Source organism: Streptomyces flavofungini (assembly GCF_014650815.1).
Classification (GTDB): domain Bacteria; phylum Actinomycetota; class Actinomycetes; order Streptomycetales; family Streptomycetaceae; genus Streptomyces; species Streptomyces flavofungini.
Map to the genome: position 1 here is coordinate 169,994 of NZ_BMVR01000006.1, position 15,754 is coordinate 185,747.

The window sequence follows — 15,754 nt, forward strand, 5'->3', positions numbered from 1 at the left end:
TCTGAGACGCCGGCGAGTTGTATGGGATGTCCCCGACCGCCTCCGACCCTACCTCTCCGGCGGCTCCGGGGTGACATCGACAGGGGCCCCGAACACCCCGGTGGCCCGTACCCCCCAGTAGGGACACGGGCCACCGGGACCTTGGTCCTGACTACGCTGCGTCAGCGGCGCAGGTGGGCCAGCGCCTTGCCCATCAGGCGGGCTCGGTCGGCGGCCGCGGGGAGGTGTTCGAGGCCGAAGCCGAGCAGCACGCTGTCACGCGCTGTGACGGCCGCGTGGGACTGGTAGAGCTCGCCGGTGCGCGCCCAGTCGCCCGTGATATTGGGGCTTCCGGCCGGGGGTGCGGCGACGGCCCAGGAGCCGAGCGAGGTCTCGAATCCCTCGGTCTCGGTGGCGGTGCCGCCGACGACGAGCTGCGCGTTGTCGGCGAACAGGCCGCGGCCGCCGCTGCCGGGGTCGGTGACGGCGCTGAGCGACACCTCGACCTTCTTGCCCGCGTAGGCGCTGAGGTCGAAGGCGACCGGCTTCCAGCCGCCGGAGGAGCCGGTGAAGCTGTTCCAGGAGCCGCTGCTGCCGCTCGCGGTGCAGCCCGCCGCACCCTGCGTCAGGTAGTGCTTCAGGAAGGGGTGGCCGTTGATGAAGAACCCGGCCTCGCACTGGGCGGGCACGGTGGCCGAGGAGCCGCCGTTCCTGTCGGGCAGCGTGGTCCAGTCGTCGGCGCCCGTGGTGTGCGCCTCCAGGAGGCCGTGGTCGAAGCCGGGCTCCAGGTTCCAGTTGAGGGCGAGCCGCAGCTCCGGCTTGTCGGCGGCCGTGACGCCGGTCAGGTCGAAGGTGTGGGTGAGGCGCTTGTAGTCCCGGTCGGCGTGGGTCGCCGAGGCCATGCCCTGGCCTTCGAAGGGCGCGTACGGGTTGGCGAGACCGGGGTAGGAGCCCGCCGCCGCGCTCTTGAACTGCGGGAACTCCTCGGCGGGCAGGGTGTCGGAGGTGACGGTGAAGCGGCCCGCCTTGTCGAGCGGGTTGCCCTCGGCCGCGCCGAGCGCGCCGTCCGCCCCGGCGAGCGCGCCGCTGCCGGTGAAGCTCTTGGCGCCGGGCGCGGAGAGGCGTTCGTAGGCGCCCAGGTAGTACTGCGCGAAGTCGTCGGTGAGGGCCTCGCCGAGGTCGACGTCGCCGCCGGTGCGCTCGCCGGACTCGATCAGCTTGCCGCCCTCGTTGAGGTAGGCGCGCAGGGCGAGCTGGGTGGGCGCGCCGGGTACGGGGTCGCCGGTGTGGTGGACGACCGCGGAGAAGTGCGAGAGGACGCCGAGCGGGTGCGGGACGCCCTGCTTGGCGACGTCCCAGACCGCGGCCGAACGGCCGTTGGCCTTCAGGGCGTCGACGTACTTCTGGGTCTGGGTGGCCGGGGCGCCTTCCTCGGCGACGACGAGGACGCTCGCCTTGGGGCGTTCGGCGACGGTGTACGTGAAGTGCTCGCTCTCGGTGCGGCCCTTCCCCTTCTTGTCGCGGCCGGTGAACCACACCTCGACCTTGTCGCCCGCGCGGGCGCCCTCGACGTCGGCGCGGTACTGGTCGAAGTGCAGGTTGTCCTCGCCGCCGTAGGTCTCGCCGCCCTTCCAAGCCTTGAGGCCGTCGTCGTGCTTGCGGCCGCCGTTGACGCGGTAGTTGAGCTTCTTGTCGCGCACGGACTTGCGGGCGGTGACGGCGACTTCCTGGTCCGCTCCGCGCGCGTACGACGTGGTGAAGGCGTCGGGGGTGAAGTCGGGGGCCTCGATGCCGGTGACGGACTCCGGCTGGTCGGGGTGGAGCGAGGTCTCGGCGACGGCGAGCGCGAACGGGACGTTCTTCGCGAACTCCTGCTGGATCAGCTTCTCGTCGTCGGGGAAGGTGAAGATGGAGGCGCAGTCCTGGGGCCGCCAGGCGTCGTCGGGGTCGACGTTCGACGCGGTCTGGCAGGTGGACATCTCCGGCGTGAACATCGAGATGCCGTTGACGTTGCCCGCGTGGCCGTCGGCCTCGCCGTTGGTGGTGTAGAGCTCGGAGGACACCTGCGGGTGGTAGCCGGGGACCGCGGGCTTCTCCGGAGTTCCGGCGAGCGCCTTGTAGAGCACGTCGTCGGGGGTGGGCGTGGCGACCTGCCAGCCCACTCCGTAGAGGATCAGTTCGGCCGCGGAGTGGTAGTTGATGCCGTACTGGAAGCCGATGCGCTTCTGGAAGCGGTCGATCGCCTTGGTCTCGGGCTCCGACATGGGGGCCGTGCCGCGGTAGGTCTCCGAGGAGGCGTCGGGCGAGGAACCCTCGTTGTCGTAGCCCCACTTGTAGGCGAAGTTGCGGTTGAGGTCGACGCCGTCGCCCGGAGCGATCTTGCCGTCGCCGTCGACGTCGCGGAGGTTCTTGCGCCACTGGCGGTCGCCGTCGGCGGCGAACGTGAAGTCGTAGCCGTCGGGGTTGGCGGAGAGCACGAACCACAGCTCGGTGGAGTCCACCAGCTTGGTGATCCGCTTGTCCTTGCCGTAGTTGTCCAGGTAGTGGTGCAGCAGGCGGCGGTTCATCTCGGGGGTGATCCACTCGCGCGCGTGCTGGTTGGACATGTACAGCGTGGCGGGCTTGGAGCCGTCCTTGGCCTTCTTGGCGTTCTTGGAGAGCTTCAGGGCGAGGATGTCCTTGCCCTGAACCGTCTTGCCGAGGGAGACGACCTTGGTGAGGCCAGGGTGGGCCTGCCCGGTCTTGACGATCTCCTCCTGGAGCCCGCCCTTGCCGCTGTACGGCCTGAAGACGCCGTCCCCCGCGGCCTTCAGCCGCTTCGCGGTCGCCGCGGACACCCGGTGCTCGCTGAGGTCGATGCCCTTGCGCTCGATCGCCTCGGCCTGGTCCTCGGTCAGGTACAGCTCGACACGGCCGGTGCCGCGCTCGGGTGCCTGTCCGGCGAGTTCATGGGCGTCCTGCCCCGCCTCGACCAGGATCGGTATCTGCTTCTTGGTGACGTCGGCCTGGTAGACCTTGACGGCCGCCGGGTCGTCGTCGGCCGGAGCCTTGGCCGGTCCGCTCGCCTGGGCGTGCGGTGCGGCGGCGAGTCCGCCGATGAGCAGTGCGCTCGCGGCGAGGATCGATCTCGCGCTCGCTCTTCGTCTCATGAGCCCCCCTTGCAGTTGTCCGGCACGTTTGTGCGCGAACGCCAGGCTCGTCACCCTTCATGATCATGTCAATACGACGGGTGAGCGGTCCTGGGGCGGACTGCCGGCCCTTCGAGGGGCGGCCGGGCCTTCGGGGGCGGCCGGGGCTCGCGCGGACGGCCCGGGCCCCCGGGGCGCATGGCGTACGGGCGTACGGGCGTACGGGCGTACGGGCGTACAAAGAAGCCGCCGGGGCCCTTGCAGGCACCGGCGGCTTCCGGGGTGTGCGGCGGTGTCAGACCGCCACGCCTCAGCCCACCATGTTGTCGGCGAGCTCCTCGCTCAGGTTGGACTCCGTGCCGGGGATGCCGAGGTCCTGCGCCCGCTTGTCGGCCATGGCGAGCAGGCGGCGGATGCGGCCCGCGACGGCGTCCTTGGTCAGCGGCGGGTCGGCGAGCGCGCCCAGCTCCTCCAGGGAGGCCTGCTTGTGGTCCATGCGCAGCCGTCCGGCGGCGGCCAGGTGCTCGGGCACCTCCTCGCCCAGGATCTCCAGGGCGCGCTGCACCCGGGCGCCCGCGGCGACGGCGGCGCGGGCCGAGCGGCGCAGGTTGGCGTCGTCGAAGTTGGCCAGGCGGTTGGCGGTGGCCCGGACCTCGCGGCGCATCCGCCGCTCCTCCCAGGCGAGCACCGACTCATGGGCGCCGAGCCGCGTCAGCAGGGCGCCGATGGCGTCCCCGTCCCGGACGACGACGCGGTCCACGCCGCGCACCTCCCGGGCCTTCGCGGCGATCTGCAGCCGCCGGGCCGCGCCGACCAGCGCGAGCGCCGCCTCCGGGCCCGGGCAGGTCACCTCCAGGGAGGAGGAGCGGCCGGGCTCGGTCAGCGAGCCGTGCGCGAGGAACGCCCCGCGCCAGGCCGCCTCGGCGTCGCAGGTGGCCCCCGAGACCACCTGCGGGGGCAGGCCGCGGATGGGCCGGCCGCGGCCGTCCACCAGGCCGGTCTGGCGCGCGAGCTGATCGCCGCCCGCGACCACCCGAACGACGTAGCGCGAGCCGCGGCGCAGGCCGCCGGGGGCCATCACGATCAGCTCCGAGCTGTGCCCGAAGATCTCCAGGATGTCCCGCTTGAGGCGGCGCGCCGCCATCGCGGTGTCCAGCTCCGCCTCGATCACGATGCGGCCGCTCACCAGGTGCAGGCCGCCCGCGAAGCGCAGGATCGACGAGACCTCTGCTTTTCTGCAGCAGGTCCGGGTGACGGGGAGCCGGGAGATCTCGTCCTTCACCGCTGCCGTCATCGCCATGGGCCGATCCTTCCATGCATCCGAAAAATACGGTCGTACGCGGCGGCCAGCAGCTCCGGGTCGTGCTTGGGGCTGCCGTCCTGCCGGGCCACCGGCGCCAGCTCCACCGTGGCGCCGAACCGCTTGGCGGCGTCGGTCAGGGATCCACGGTCGGGCACGGCGGCCTCGTCGGCCAGCACCACGTCCAGGGCGAGTTTAGGGGCGTGTCGGGCCAAAACCTCCAAATGACGCTGCGGAGAGAACCCTTCGGTTTCTCCGGGTTGCGGCGCGAGGTTGAGCGAGAGGACCCGGCGGGCCTTGGTCTCGGTGAGCGCGTCGAGCAGCTCGGGCACCAGCAGGTGCGGGATCACCGAGGAGAACCAGGATCCGGGGCCGAGAACCACCCAGTCGGCGTCAAGGACGGCGGCAACGGCCTCCGGCACGGCCGGCGGGTCGTGCGGGACGACGTGCACGGACTGCACCTCGCCCGGGGTGAGCGCGACCGTGGCCTGGCCGCGGACGGTGTCCACGTCGTCGGGGCGGTCCGGGTCGTGGCCCTTGACCAGCGCCTGCAGCTCCAGCGGCACGGCCGACATGGGCAGCACCCGGCCGTGCGCGCCGAGCAGCCTGCCGACCAGGTCCAGGGCCTGGACGTGGTCGCCGAGCTGTTCCCACAGGGCGACGATCAACAGATTGCCGACGGCGTGTTCGTGCAGGTCGCCGCGGGACTGGAAGCGGTGCTGGATGACGCGGGACCAGGTCTGGCCCCAGTCGTCGTCGCCGCACAGCGCGGCCAGCGCCTTGCGCAGGTCACCGGGCGGCAGCACGCCCAGCTCGGCGCGCAGGCGCCCGCTGGAGCCGCCGTCGTCGGCGACCGTCACCACGGCGGTGAGGTCGCCGGTGATGCGGCGCAGCGCGGCGAGCGACGCGGACAGGCCCATGCCGCCGCCGAGGGCGACGACCTTGGGCTGGGTGCCCCGCTTGCGGCCCAGGCGGTTCAGGCGGAGCACCCGGCGGTTGGGCTTCATTCGCGCCCCATGTCCCGGTGGACGAGGACGGTCTCGATCCCGGCGGCGGTGAGGCGGGCGGCCAGCTTCTCCGAGGTGGCCACGGAGCGGTGCTTGCCGCCGGTGCAGCCCACGGCGATGGTCACGTACCGCTTGCCCTCGCGGCGGTAGCCCGCGGCGATGAGCTGGAGCAGTTCGGTGTAGCGGTCGAGGAACTCCTTGGCGCCGGGCTGGTTGAAGACGTACGCCGACACCTCCTCGTTGAGCCCGGTGTAGGGGCGCAGCTCCGGGACCCAGTGCGGGTTGGGCAGGAAGCGCATGTCGACGACGAGGTCGGCGTCGACCGGCAGGCCGTACTTGAACCCGAAGGACATGACCGTGGCCCGCAGCTCGGGCTCCTCGTCGCCCGCGAACTGGGCGTCCATCTTGGCGCGCAGCTCGTGCACGTTCAGGCTGGAGGTGTCGATGACCAGGTCGGCGTCGCCGCGCAGCTCGCGCAGCAGCTCGCGCTCGGCCGCGATGCCGTCGACGATGCGGCCGTCGCCCTGTAGCGGGTGCGGGCGGCGCACCGACTCGAAGCGGCGCACCAGGGCGTCGTCGGAGGACTCCAGGAACACGATGCGCCGGGTGACGTGCTTGGACTCCAGGTCCGCGAGGGACTGGCGCAGGTTGTCGAAGAAGCGGCGGCCGCGGACGTCGACGACGACCGCGATGCGCGCGACATTGCCCTGGGACCGGGCGCCGAGCTCCACCATGGTGGGGATCAGCGCGGGCGGCAGGTTGTCGACGACGAACCAGCCGAGGTCCTCCAGACACTTGGCGGCCGTGGAGCGGCCCGCGCCGGACATCCCGGAGATGATCACCAGCTCGGGAATGGCCGCCTCTGCGGCTTCGCCCGGTTCGATGGTCGTGCCCGTACTCACTTGCTCTCCGCCTTCGTCGTGCTCGCTCATGTCTCCATCCCCCGTCGTGTCCGTGCGGCGCCCACGCGCGTGGGCGCCGTGCTGTCGCTCCGGGCCCCGGTCGTGTCGGGCCCGTCGCCGGGCGAGTCTCCCGCGTGCGCGGGCTCCTCGCCGTGGCCGGAGTCACCCGCCGTCGCGAGTTCCTCCTCTTCCATGATCTCTCCAGTCGCGGTGTTCACCGCGGGGGCCGCCGGAGCGGCCTGGGCGAAGGCCGCGACGACGGCCTCCGCCGTCTTGCGGCCTATGCCCGGGACCTCGCAGATCTGGTCGATCGTCGCGGACCGGAGCTTCTTCACCGAACCGAAGTGTTTGATCAGCGTCTGCTTGCGAGCCTCGCCCAGGCCGGGCACGGCGTCCAACGGGCTCGCCTTGAAGCGCTTGGTCCGTTTCGACCGCTGGTACGTGATCGCGAACCGGTGCGCCTCGTCCCGCACCCGCTGCAGCAGGTACAGCCCCTCGCTGGTGCGCGGCAGGATCACCGGGTCGTCCTCGCCGGGCACCCAGACCTCTTCGAGGCGCTTGGCGAGGCCGCAGACCGCGATGTCGTCGATGCCCAGCTCGTCCAGGGCCCGCTGGGCGGCGGCGACCTGCGGCTGGCCGCCGTCGACGACGACGAGCTGCGGCGGGTACGCGAACTTCTTGGGCCGCCCGTCCTCCTCCACCAGGCTCTCCTGCGCCTCCTCCGGAGACCACTCCCCCGTCTTCTCCTTCTCGGCCAGATACCGCCGGAAGCGCCGGGTGAGCACTTCGTGCATGGAGCGGACGTCGTCCTGCCCCTCGAAGCCCTTGATCTGGAAGCGGCGGTACTCGCTCTTGCGGGCGAGGCCGTCCTCGAAGACGACCATGGAGGCGACGACGTCGTCGCCCTGGAGGTGCGAGATGTCATAGCACTCGATCCGCAGCGGCGCGCTGTCCAGCTCCAGGGCGGCCGCGATCTCCTCCAGGGCGCGGGAGCGGGTCGTGAGGTCGGAGGCGCGCTTGGTCTTGTGCAGCACGAGGGACTGCTGGGCGTTGCGCGCGACGGTCTCCATGAGGGCCTTCTTGTCACCGCGCTGCGGGATACGCAGCGACACGTTCGACCCGCGGCGCTGGGTGAGCCACTCCTGGACCGGCTCGACGGGGTCGGGCAGGGCGGGGACCAGCACCTCCTTGGGGACGGCGTCGCCCGTCTCCTCTCCGTAGAGCTGCTGCAGCGCGTGCTCCACGAGGTCGGCCGTGGTGACCGCCTCGACCTTGTCGGTGACCCAGCCGCGCTGGCCGCGGACGCGTCCGCCGCGCACGTGGAAGATCTGGACGGCGGCCTCCAGCTCGTCCTCCGCCACGGCGATCAGGTCGGCGTCGGTGGCGTCGGCGAGGACGACGGCGCTCTTCTCCATCGCCTTCCGCAGGGCGTCTATGTCGTCGCGCAGCCGCGCGGCGCGCTCGTACTCCATGTCCTCGGCGGCGTCCGTCATCTGCCGCTCCAGACGGCGGATGTACGTCCCCGTGCGGCCCGTCATGAACTCGCAGAAGTCCTCGGCCAGTTCGCGGTGCTCCTCGGCGGAGACGCGGTCCACGCAGGGCGCCGAGCACTTGCCGATGTAGCCGAGCAGGCAGGGGCGGCCGGTGCGGGCGGCGTTCTTGAAGACGCCGGCGGAGCAGGTGCGGACGGGGAACACGCGCAGGAGCAGGTCCACGGTGTCGCGGATCGCCCACGCGTGGCCGTACGGACCGAAGTAGCGCACGCCCTTCTTTTTCTGACCGCGCATCACCTGCACGCGCGGGAACTGCTCGTTCATCGTCACCGCGAGGTACGGATAGCTCTTGTCGTCGCGGTACTTGACGTTGAAGCGCGGGTCGTACTCCTTGATCCAGGTGTACTCCAGCTGCAGCGCGGCCGTCTCCGTGGCGACGACGGTCCACTCGACGGACGCCGCCGTCGTCACCATCGTGGCCGTGCGCGGGTGCAGGTTCGCCAGGTCCTGGAAGTAGCTCGCCAGGCGCTGGCGCAGGCTCTTGGCCTTCCCGACGTAGATCACCCGGCGGTGCTCGTCGCGGAACTTGTAGACCCCCGGCGAGTCGGGGATCTGTCCCGGCTTGGGGCGGTAGCTGGAAGGGTCGGCCATGTCGGACAGCCTACTGGCGGGGGGTGACAGTCAGTGTCTGCGGCTGGGTGGCACGGGCATGGCGGGCCTCGTGCTCCGGCCGCCCGCGGGAAGTCCCCACCCGCCCGCCCTGTGCGGGGCGGGCGGGTGGGGGGGATGTCCCGGCCGGAGGCCGGGGCCGGGTCAGCTCAGGCGGCGGGAGCGGCGCCGGAGCAGGGCCGCGCCGGACAGGCCGAGGGCGACCAGGGCCCCGGCTCCGGCGACCGAGGAGGCCACGGTCATCGCCCCGTCGGAGGAGGACGACGCGGACTCAGGCGCCCCGCCCGCCTTGGCCGAGGTGGCCGCGGGCTCTTCGGCGTACCCACCCGCCTTGCCGGACTTGGCGTAGGCCGACCCCGGCAGCTTGTCCCCGTACGCCTTGTGGACGCGCTTGCGGTAGGCGTCGGTCGAGGTCCCCTCCGCGCCGACCGCACGCACCGCGTCCTTGTCGAGGGGCAGCACCCGCGTCCCCTTGGTGACGTACCAGCCGTTGATCTGCGGCTCGTGGAAAACGGTGCCTCCGGGAAGCTTGTCGGCACCCACGCGCGCGTAGCGGGTCTCGTCGTCCCCGGTGGCGATGTTCACGATCTTCCAGGAGCCCCCCTGTCGTACCGACCAGAGGGACGCCTCCTGGCCGTCGGACGAGACCGCCTTGCTGGCGAGGAACTCCATGCGGGCGACGGGCGCGTCCTTCTTGCCCGCGACGAAGTCGGGCGACAAGTAGTAGACGGGTACGGCCTTGTCGCCCGCCACGCGCGGCTCGGCCGCCGCCTTGGTGACGGCTCCCTCGCGGGCGAAGAAGCGGGAGAGCGTGTCGAGGGTCTTCGGTGCCTCGGCCGCGTCGTGGGCGGCACCGCGAGAGGCGTCCGAGGGTGCCGACGGCGCGGGCGGCGCGGGTCGCGCGGCCGGACCGGAGTCGGCGGAGGCGTGCGGGGCCGCGAGGCCGAGGAGCAGCGCGGCGGTCGAGCCCGCGAGCACGGCTTTGAGCACGCGACCGGACGTACCGAAGGAGCCGGACGTACCGGATACGGACGTACCGGATGCGAGCGAACCGGATGCGGCGGACTCCGGGGAAACGTGACGGGTCATCGCTCTCACGCCCCTATCCGGTACAGCGAGTGGGTCCAGGAGAAGGTGTTGTTGTTGACGTACCAGTCGTGGGACGCCCAGTTGTAGCGGTCGCTGGAGGGCCATGGGTCGCCCCAGTACACCCAGCTGCTGGCGGTGTCGTAGCCGTAGATGACGTGCATGTGGCCGCCGCCGTTGGACCACTGGATGCGGGTCTCGATCGGCCGGTTCGCGTCGATCTCCGACTGCACGGTGGGGTAGCGCAGCCAGCCGGTGACGTACGAGCCGGAGTTGATGCCCGCCCACCGGAGGCCGGTCTGGACGTTGCCCAGGGTGGCCTGGTTGTTGGGGCACTCGGTGTTCTGGTTGCGGCCGAAGGCGGCGTTGCAGAACTGGTTCTGGCTGTAGTTCTTGCCGAGGTACGTGGCGATGGTGTTGCCCGCCGCGGCCCAGCACCAGTTGGTCTTCTGCTGCGCCTGCATGGTGATGTTCAGGCGCTTGGCGGCGAGGACCGACGGGTCGGCCGCTCCCGAGGCGGCCGGAGCGACGGTCGACGACGTGTCGTGCGGTGCCGCGGCGGCGGTGGCCGCCGGTACGGCGAGGAAGGCCGCCGCGGCGACGGCCAGTGCGGACAGCCGTCTGCGACGGCTCAACCCGCGGGTGGAGTGGTGCATCGCGTTCCTCCCGAGCGGAGTGGGGGTGGGATGTGGAGGAGCGCGTCCGGACGCTGCGATTGAGCATCAGGTGTTGTCCAGTGCAGGTCAACACGCTTCAATGCGGCATGGTTTGAAGCGTGAACAACGGCGTACATCTGTGAACGCCGGTCGCGCGCTCACCTGGCCACCCGCTTCGACCGGGGCGTATACCCGCACGGCCGGAGTGAACGTTCACAGAAAGGACCTGCGGTGCGGAACGTCACCCCCCACGCAACGCCCCACGCGACGCCCCTCGCGGACGACACCCCGGCAGACCTCGCCACCGCCCTGCGCACCGGCCCGTTCCACGTCGCCCTGCGCGCCGCGATCGCCGCCCGGCGCCTGCCCCTGCAACGGGTGCGCCACCATCTCGCCCGCGCGGGCGTGCACGTCGGCGTGACCAGCCTGAGCTACTGGCAGCAGGGTGCGCGGCGCCCCCAGCGCGCCGAGTCGCTACGGGCTGTACGCGCCCTGGAGGAGATCCTGCAGCTGCCGGACGAATCCCTCATCCGGCTCCTCGCCCAGGCCGAGGATCGTATCAACACGGAGCGTCCCGCCGCGCGTTCGTACCGTTCCCTGGTGGAGGCCTCCGACGTCCTGCAGTCGCTCCTCGCGGACCTGGAGTCCCCGCTCGACGGCGGTCTGCACACCGTCGGCCACCACGAGCGCATCCGCATAGGCGCCCACCGTGAGCTGGTGGGACGCGATTCCCAGCACGTCGTACGCGCCCACACGGACGGCATCGACCGCTATCTGGCCATCCACCACGGAGACCCCGGCTGCACCCCGGAGCGGATGGAGGTGCGGGCCCTGGAGAACTGCCGCACGGGGCGGGTTCGCTGGCACCACGACACGGGTGTCCTTGTCGCGGAGCTGCTGTTCGACGCCCGGCTGCGCGCGGGCGACACCCATCTGTTCTGTTACGGCTTCGAGGACGGCACGGCGGGAGCGAGCGCCGAGTACGTACGCGGCTTCAGCTTCACCGGTGGCCAGTACGCCCTCCAGGTCCGCTTCGCGGAGGAGAACCTGCCCGTGCGCTGCCACCGCTTCACGCAACGGTCGACGGCCGCGCCTCGCCTCGGCCTGCGGGAGCTGACGCTGAGCGGCAGCCATCGGTCGGTGCACCTGGTGGAACCGCAGGTGCGGGCCGGGCTCATCGGGATCGGGTGGGACTGGGAGTGAACCGGGTGGGGGCGGGGTGAATCGGGTGGGACCGGGGGTGCGCCGGGTGGGACCGGGGGCACCGGGTGGGACCGGGAGTGGCCTGGCGCTCGGGGCGCCGGTGTCTCAGGCTCCCGGGCCCGCAACGATCTTGCCGCCCGCCACCTTCACCGGCAGTTCCTCCAGGGGCGTCACGGCGGGCTCGTGCAGCACCTTGCCGTTCCTCGCGTCGAACTGACTGCCGTGGCACTGGCAGGTCAGCCGGGAGCCCTGGAGCTTCTCGATGGGGCACCGCGCGTGCGTGCAGATGCTGCTGAACGCCTTGTACTCGTCGTCGGCGATCCGGCTGACCACCACGTTCTCGTCGGTGTAGAGCTTCGAGCCGCCCACCGGCACTTCGTCGGCCGCGCCCAGGTCCACCGGCTCGGTCGGCGCGGAGCGGCTGCCGCTGCCGCCGGACGAGCAGGCGGTGAGCCCGAGTCCGACGGCCGGGGCGAGGGCGGCCGCGCGCAGCACGGTGCGGCGGGCGGGGGACGTGCCGGGCATGGAGTCTCCACAGGTCAGGCTGGTTCGGCGACGAATCATGACCTTACCGGTGGACTCTCACGTGACCGGGTGGGGCTCGGGGGTGCCCGAGTGCCGCCCGCGTCGGCCGCAGCCACCGGGTCAGGCTCTAGCCTGTGCGCAGGCGGACGCCGGACCCGCCGGGCCCCCGACCGCCGGGACGCCCGAAGGCCGGAGCCCCGAACGCCGATCGCCGGGAAGGAACCGTCAGTGATAGTCGTCGCAGGTGAGGCCCTCATCGACCTCGTGCCCCAGGACGCCGCGCACGACAGTCCGGCGGACGGGCGCGGTACCGACGCGGGCTCCACCCCGGGCCGCACCCCCGCCCTGCCCGCCCTCGCGCCCCGCCTCGGCGGCGGGCCGTACAACACTGCCGTCGCGCTCGGCCGCCTCGGCTCCCCCACCGCCTTCTGCTCCCGCGTCTCGCTCGACGCGTTCGGCGAGGCGCTGCTCGCGAGCCTGCGGGCGGCGGACGTCGACGTGTCGTACGTCCAGCGCGGCGCCGAGCCGACGACCCTGGCCGTGGCCTCGATCGGCGCCGACGGCTCGGCCGGGTACTCCTTCTACGTGGACGGCACCGCCGACCGGCTCTTCGCCGTGCCGCGCCGGATCCCGGACGGCGTGCGGGCGATGTCGTTCGGGACCTGCTCGCTCGTCCTGGAGCCGGGCGCGAGCGCGTACGAGGAGCTGATGCGGCGCGAGGCGGCCCGTGGCGTCTTCACGGCCCTCGACCCCAACATCCGCTCCGGCCTCATCGCCGACGCGGACGCCTACCGCGCCCGGTTCAAGAGCTGGCTGCCGTCGGTGGCGCTCCTGAAGCTGTCCGAGGAGGACGCCCGCTGGCTGGGCGGCACGCCCGAGGAGTGGCTGGCGTCGGGCCCGGCGGCCGTGGTGGTGACGCGGGGCGGCGACGGCCTGTCGGTCTTCACGCGCGACGGCGGCGAGGTCTCGGTGCCGGGCGTTCCGGTCGACGTCGTGGACACGATCGGCGCGGGCGACACGGTGAACGCGGCGCTGCTGCACTCGCTGGCCGCACGGGACGCGCTGTCGGCACGGGCGGCCGGGGGGCTCGGGGGCGACGCCTGGGCGGAGGTGCTGCGGTTCGCGGCGCGCGCGGCGGCGCTCACCTGCTCACGGGCGGGGGCGGAGCCGCCGTACGCACGGGAGTTGGCCGGGGGCGCGGGGGCGGACCGCTGAGCCGGCCCCGTACCGTCCGGAGCCGTTCCGCTCGCCCTGGCTGCTGACCGCTGGCGCTGACCGCAACCACCTGCCGCGACCGGTGACCGCTGCCCGCGCGCTCCAGGGCCTCGCCGACCCATCGGACAGGCCCTAACCGCTGACCGCGCGCAGGCCCCCCGGCTGACGGCCGTTGAGCTGGTCGAGCGCCGCCGACGTGGCGTCGTCGGCCGGGAGGTGGACGAGGAGGCGCTGGCCGTCGACGTCGGGCAGTGCCAGCGTCTCGTACGACAGCCGGAGCGCGCCCACCTCCGGGTGCGTCAGGCGCTCCACGCCGCTGCGGCGCGGCAGACCGGGCACGGCCTCGACGCGGTCGGAGAACGGCGCCCCGGCGAGCACCGTCAACTCGTCGACGAGCTGCACCACATGGGGGTCGATCATCGGCGATTCGCTTCTGAGGTGTGCGATCTGCTCGTCGGCGACACGGTCCCACTCGGGGAAGACCGCCCGGGCCCGCTCGTCGGTGAAGACGAACCGCAGCAGGTTGGGCCGGTCCCCGTCGAGCAGGCCCAGGGGGCGGGCGACGCGCTCGTAGCCCGTCGTGTACGTGAGGATGTCGCTGAGCCGGTTGAGCAGCACGGCCGGGGTGGGTTCGAGGCGGTCGACCAGGGCCCGCACGGTGGGGCGCACGGACAGCGCCGGGGGCGGGGCCGCGGCGCAGCACGGGTTGTCGGCGCCGTTGCTCGCCTTCTCCAGGCGGCGCAGGTGGATGCGCTCCTCGACGGTCAGGCGCAGCGTGTCGGCGAGCGAACCGAGCACGGACGGCGACGGGTTGCGGTCGCGGCCCTGTTCGAGGCGGGTCAGGTACTCGACGCTGATTCCGGCGAGGGTGGCGACTTCGGAACGGCGCAGTCCGGGGGTGCGGCGGCGCGAGCCGCTGGGCAGGCCCACCTCGGTGGGGGTGACGGCCTCGCGGCGGGCGCGCAGGAAGGCTCCCAGCTCGTTCTCGCTCACCTTTCGAACGTATCAGGGTGATCCCGGGGGTCGCCGCCCCTGATCGTGGCCCTGCCACTACCAGTCTCCGCCCGGCCTTCCTCGGGCTCGACGGCCGCCCCAGAGTGAACGGCATGACCACCGAGACCAACACCACTGACGCTGCCGCCCCCACCGCCCTGCCGCTCCCGGCGGGCCGCTGGACGCTGGACCCGATGCACTCCGCCGTGAACTTCACCATCCGCCACCTGGGCATCTCCAAGGTGCGGGGCCGTTTCACCGAGTTCGACGCGGAGCTGGTGGTGGGCGCGACCCTCGACACCACGGCGGTGAACGCCACCATCGCCATCGCGTCGATCGACACCGGCAACCCGGACCGGGACGCGCACGTCCGCGCCTCCGACCTGCTCGACGTGGAGAAGCGCCCGACGATGGCGTTCCGCTCCACCGGGATCTCCGGTTCCGGCGAGGACTGGACGATGGCGGGCGAGCTGACCATCGGCGATGTCACCCGCCCGGTGTCACTGGCCGTGGAGTTCGGCGGGCTCGGCGAGTTCGGCGACACCCGCCACGCCGGTTTCGAGGCGACGGGCGAGATCCGCCGCAGCGAGTACGGCCTGACGTTCGCGCCCGGCATGCTCGGCGAGGCCGTGAAGATCCAGCTCGACATGCAGTTCCTGGAGCCGGGCAAGGGCGACGCGTAGGGCTGGGCCCCGGGAGGTTCAGCCCGTCCCGAAGGCGCCGTGCCGTCCCGCTCCGGCGGCGAACCGCGCGGCGCCTTCGGCTGCTTCGCCGAGGGCGTGCAGGCCGTGGGCCAACTCGCCCGCGAGCGCCTGCTGTTCGGGCAGTCCGTGCTGCTCGCGGGCGGAGAGCCGGTCGTGCCGCAGGCAGGTCTGGGGGAACGCGGCGATCTCGGCGGCGAGTTGCTCGGCCGCCGCGCGGGCGGTGCCCTTCGGTACGACGCGGTTGACAAGGCCCATGCCCAGCGCCTCCGCCGCGTCGACGGGGCGGCCGGTGAGGATGAGGTCCAGGGCGCGCCCCTCCCCGATGATCCGGGGCAGCCGTACCGTCCCGCCGTCGATGAGCGGCACGCCCCAGCGGCGGCAGAACACCCCGAGCACGGCGTCGTCCTCGGCGACCCGGAGGTCGCACCAGAGGGCGAGTTCCAGGCCGCCCGCGACGGCGTGTCCGGAGACCGCGGCGATGACGGGCTTGGACAGGTTCAGCCGCGTGGGCCCCATCGGCCCGTCGCTCTTCCCGTCCACCTCGGCGACTTCGTTCCCGTCCGGGGTGCCGAGCGCCTTGAGGTCGGCGCCCGCGCAGAACGTGCCGCCTTCGCCCCACAGCACGGCGACCGCCGCCTCCGGGTCGGCGTCGAAGGCCCGGAAGGCCTCGGCGAGGGCCCGCGCGGTGGGCCGGTCGACGGCGTTGCGCACCTGGGGGCGCGCCAGGACGACGGTGGTGACGGCTCCGTTCCGTTCGCTCCGTACGGGCGGGTCGGCTGCGACAGACATGTCGTACGCCTCCTGGGTCGCGGTGGGTGCCTGGGGACCGGCTCGGCCGGTCGCGGTACGTCCGTCCCGTAGCCGACCACGGCGACGCGTCCCCCAACAAGGCGT

13 protein-coding genes are annotated in these 15,754 nt (G+C 72.5%); 3 read left to right on the forward strand and 10 right to left on the reverse strand.

The features are described 5' to 3' along the window. Positions 1-161 precede the first annotated feature (161 nt). From IE274_RS17250 to IE274_RS17280, 7 genes are all read right to left on the reverse strand, one after another. Positions 162-3,128: a M14 family metallopeptidase gene (locus IE274_RS17250; protein ID WP_190116667.1), complete on the reverse strand. Its 2,967-nt coding sequence runs from the start codon at positions 3,126-3,128 to the stop codon at positions 162-164. A gap of 289 nt (positions 3,129-3,417) precedes the next feature. Further along, complete coding sequence (gene whiA / locus IE274_RS17255; protein ID WP_190116668.1) at positions 3,418-4,407, reverse strand: DNA-binding protein WhiA; 990 nt, start codon at positions 4,405-4,407, stop codon at positions 3,418-3,420. Beyond that, entirely contained in the window at positions 4,398-5,414 is a 1,017-nt protein-coding gene (locus IE274_RS17260; RefSeq protein ID WP_190116669.1) for a gluconeogenesis factor YvcK family protein, read from the reverse strand. Before IE274_RS17260 ends, whiA begins: the two co-directional genes overlap by 10 nt. Continuing rightward, positions 5,411-6,346, reverse strand: a complete 936-nt coding sequence (gene rapZ, locus IE274_RS17265; protein WP_190116670.1) for an RNase adapter RapZ — start codon at positions 6,344-6,346, stop codon at positions 5,411-5,413. The genes IE274_RS17260 and rapZ overlap by 4 nt, the downstream gene beginning before the upstream one ends. Next, positions 6,343-8,460 carry an excinuclease ABC subunit UvrC gene (gene uvrC, locus IE274_RS17270; protein WP_229909609.1) on the reverse strand — a complete coding sequence of 706 codons (2,118 nt, stop codon included), beginning with the start codon at positions 8,458-8,460 and terminating at the stop codon, positions 6,343-6,345. Before uvrC ends, rapZ begins: the two co-directional genes overlap by 4 nt. Positions 8,461-8,622: 162 nt before the next feature. Next, positions 8,623-9,567 carry a hypothetical protein gene (locus tag IE274_RS17275; protein ID WP_229909610.1) on the reverse strand — a complete coding sequence of 315 codons (945 nt, stop codon included), beginning with the start codon at positions 9,565-9,567 and terminating at the stop codon, positions 8,623-8,625. A 5-nt stretch (positions 9,568-9,572) separates the two neighbouring features. Further along, positions 9,573-10,220 carry a papain-like cysteine protease family protein gene (locus tag IE274_RS17280; RefSeq protein WP_190116671.1) on the reverse strand — a complete coding sequence of 216 codons (648 nt, stop codon included), beginning with the start codon at positions 10,218-10,220 and terminating at the stop codon, positions 9,573-9,575. 231 nt (positions 10,221-10,451) lie between these two features. Here IE274_RS17280 and IE274_RS17285 point away from each other — a divergent pair, with 231 nt between their 5' ends. Continuing rightward, on the forward strand, positions 10,452-11,423 hold the full coding sequence (locus IE274_RS17285; RefSeq protein ID WP_190116672.1) for a hypothetical protein: 972 nt from the start codon (positions 10,452-10,454) through the stop codon (positions 11,421-11,423). A 105-nt stretch (positions 11,424-11,528) separates the two neighbouring features. On the opposite strand, the gene IE274_RS17290 is transcribed toward IE274_RS17285, so the two are convergent. Next, positions 11,529-11,948, reverse strand: coding sequence for a Rieske (2Fe-2S) protein (locus IE274_RS17290; protein ID WP_190116673.1), 420 nt, complete (start codon positions 11,946-11,948; stop codon positions 11,529-11,531). A 228-nt stretch (positions 11,949-12,176) separates the two neighbouring features. On the opposite strand from IE274_RS17290, the gene IE274_RS17295 reads away from it, so the two are divergent. Beyond that, positions 12,177-13,163, forward strand: coding sequence for a carbohydrate kinase family protein (locus IE274_RS17295; RefSeq protein WP_190116674.1), 987 nt, complete (start codon positions 12,177-12,179; stop codon positions 13,161-13,163). A gap of 132 nt (positions 13,164-13,295) precedes the next feature. Here the strand turns inward: IE274_RS17295 and IE274_RS17300 are convergent, their stop codons facing one another. After that, entirely contained in the window at positions 13,296-14,156 is an 861-nt protein-coding gene (locus IE274_RS17300; RefSeq protein ID WP_190116675.1) for a helix-turn-helix transcriptional regulator, read from the reverse strand. A 113-nt stretch (positions 14,157-14,269) separates the two neighbouring features. Between IE274_RS17300 and IE274_RS17305 the strand changes: the two genes are divergently transcribed. Then, a complete protein-coding gene (locus IE274_RS17305; RefSeq protein ID WP_190116676.1) occupies positions 14,270-14,839 on the forward strand; it encodes a YceI family protein in 570 nt (189 codons plus the stop codon). 18 nt (positions 14,840-14,857) lie between these two features. Here IE274_RS17305 and IE274_RS17310 read toward each other — a convergent pair whose 3' ends face one another. Next, positions 14,858-15,649 (reverse strand): crotonase/enoyl-CoA hydratase family protein, encoded by a 792-nt coding sequence (locus tag IE274_RS17310; RefSeq protein WP_190116677.1) that lies wholly within the window; start codon positions 15,647-15,649, stop codon positions 14,858-14,860. Positions 15,650-15,754: the final 105 nt, after the last annotated feature.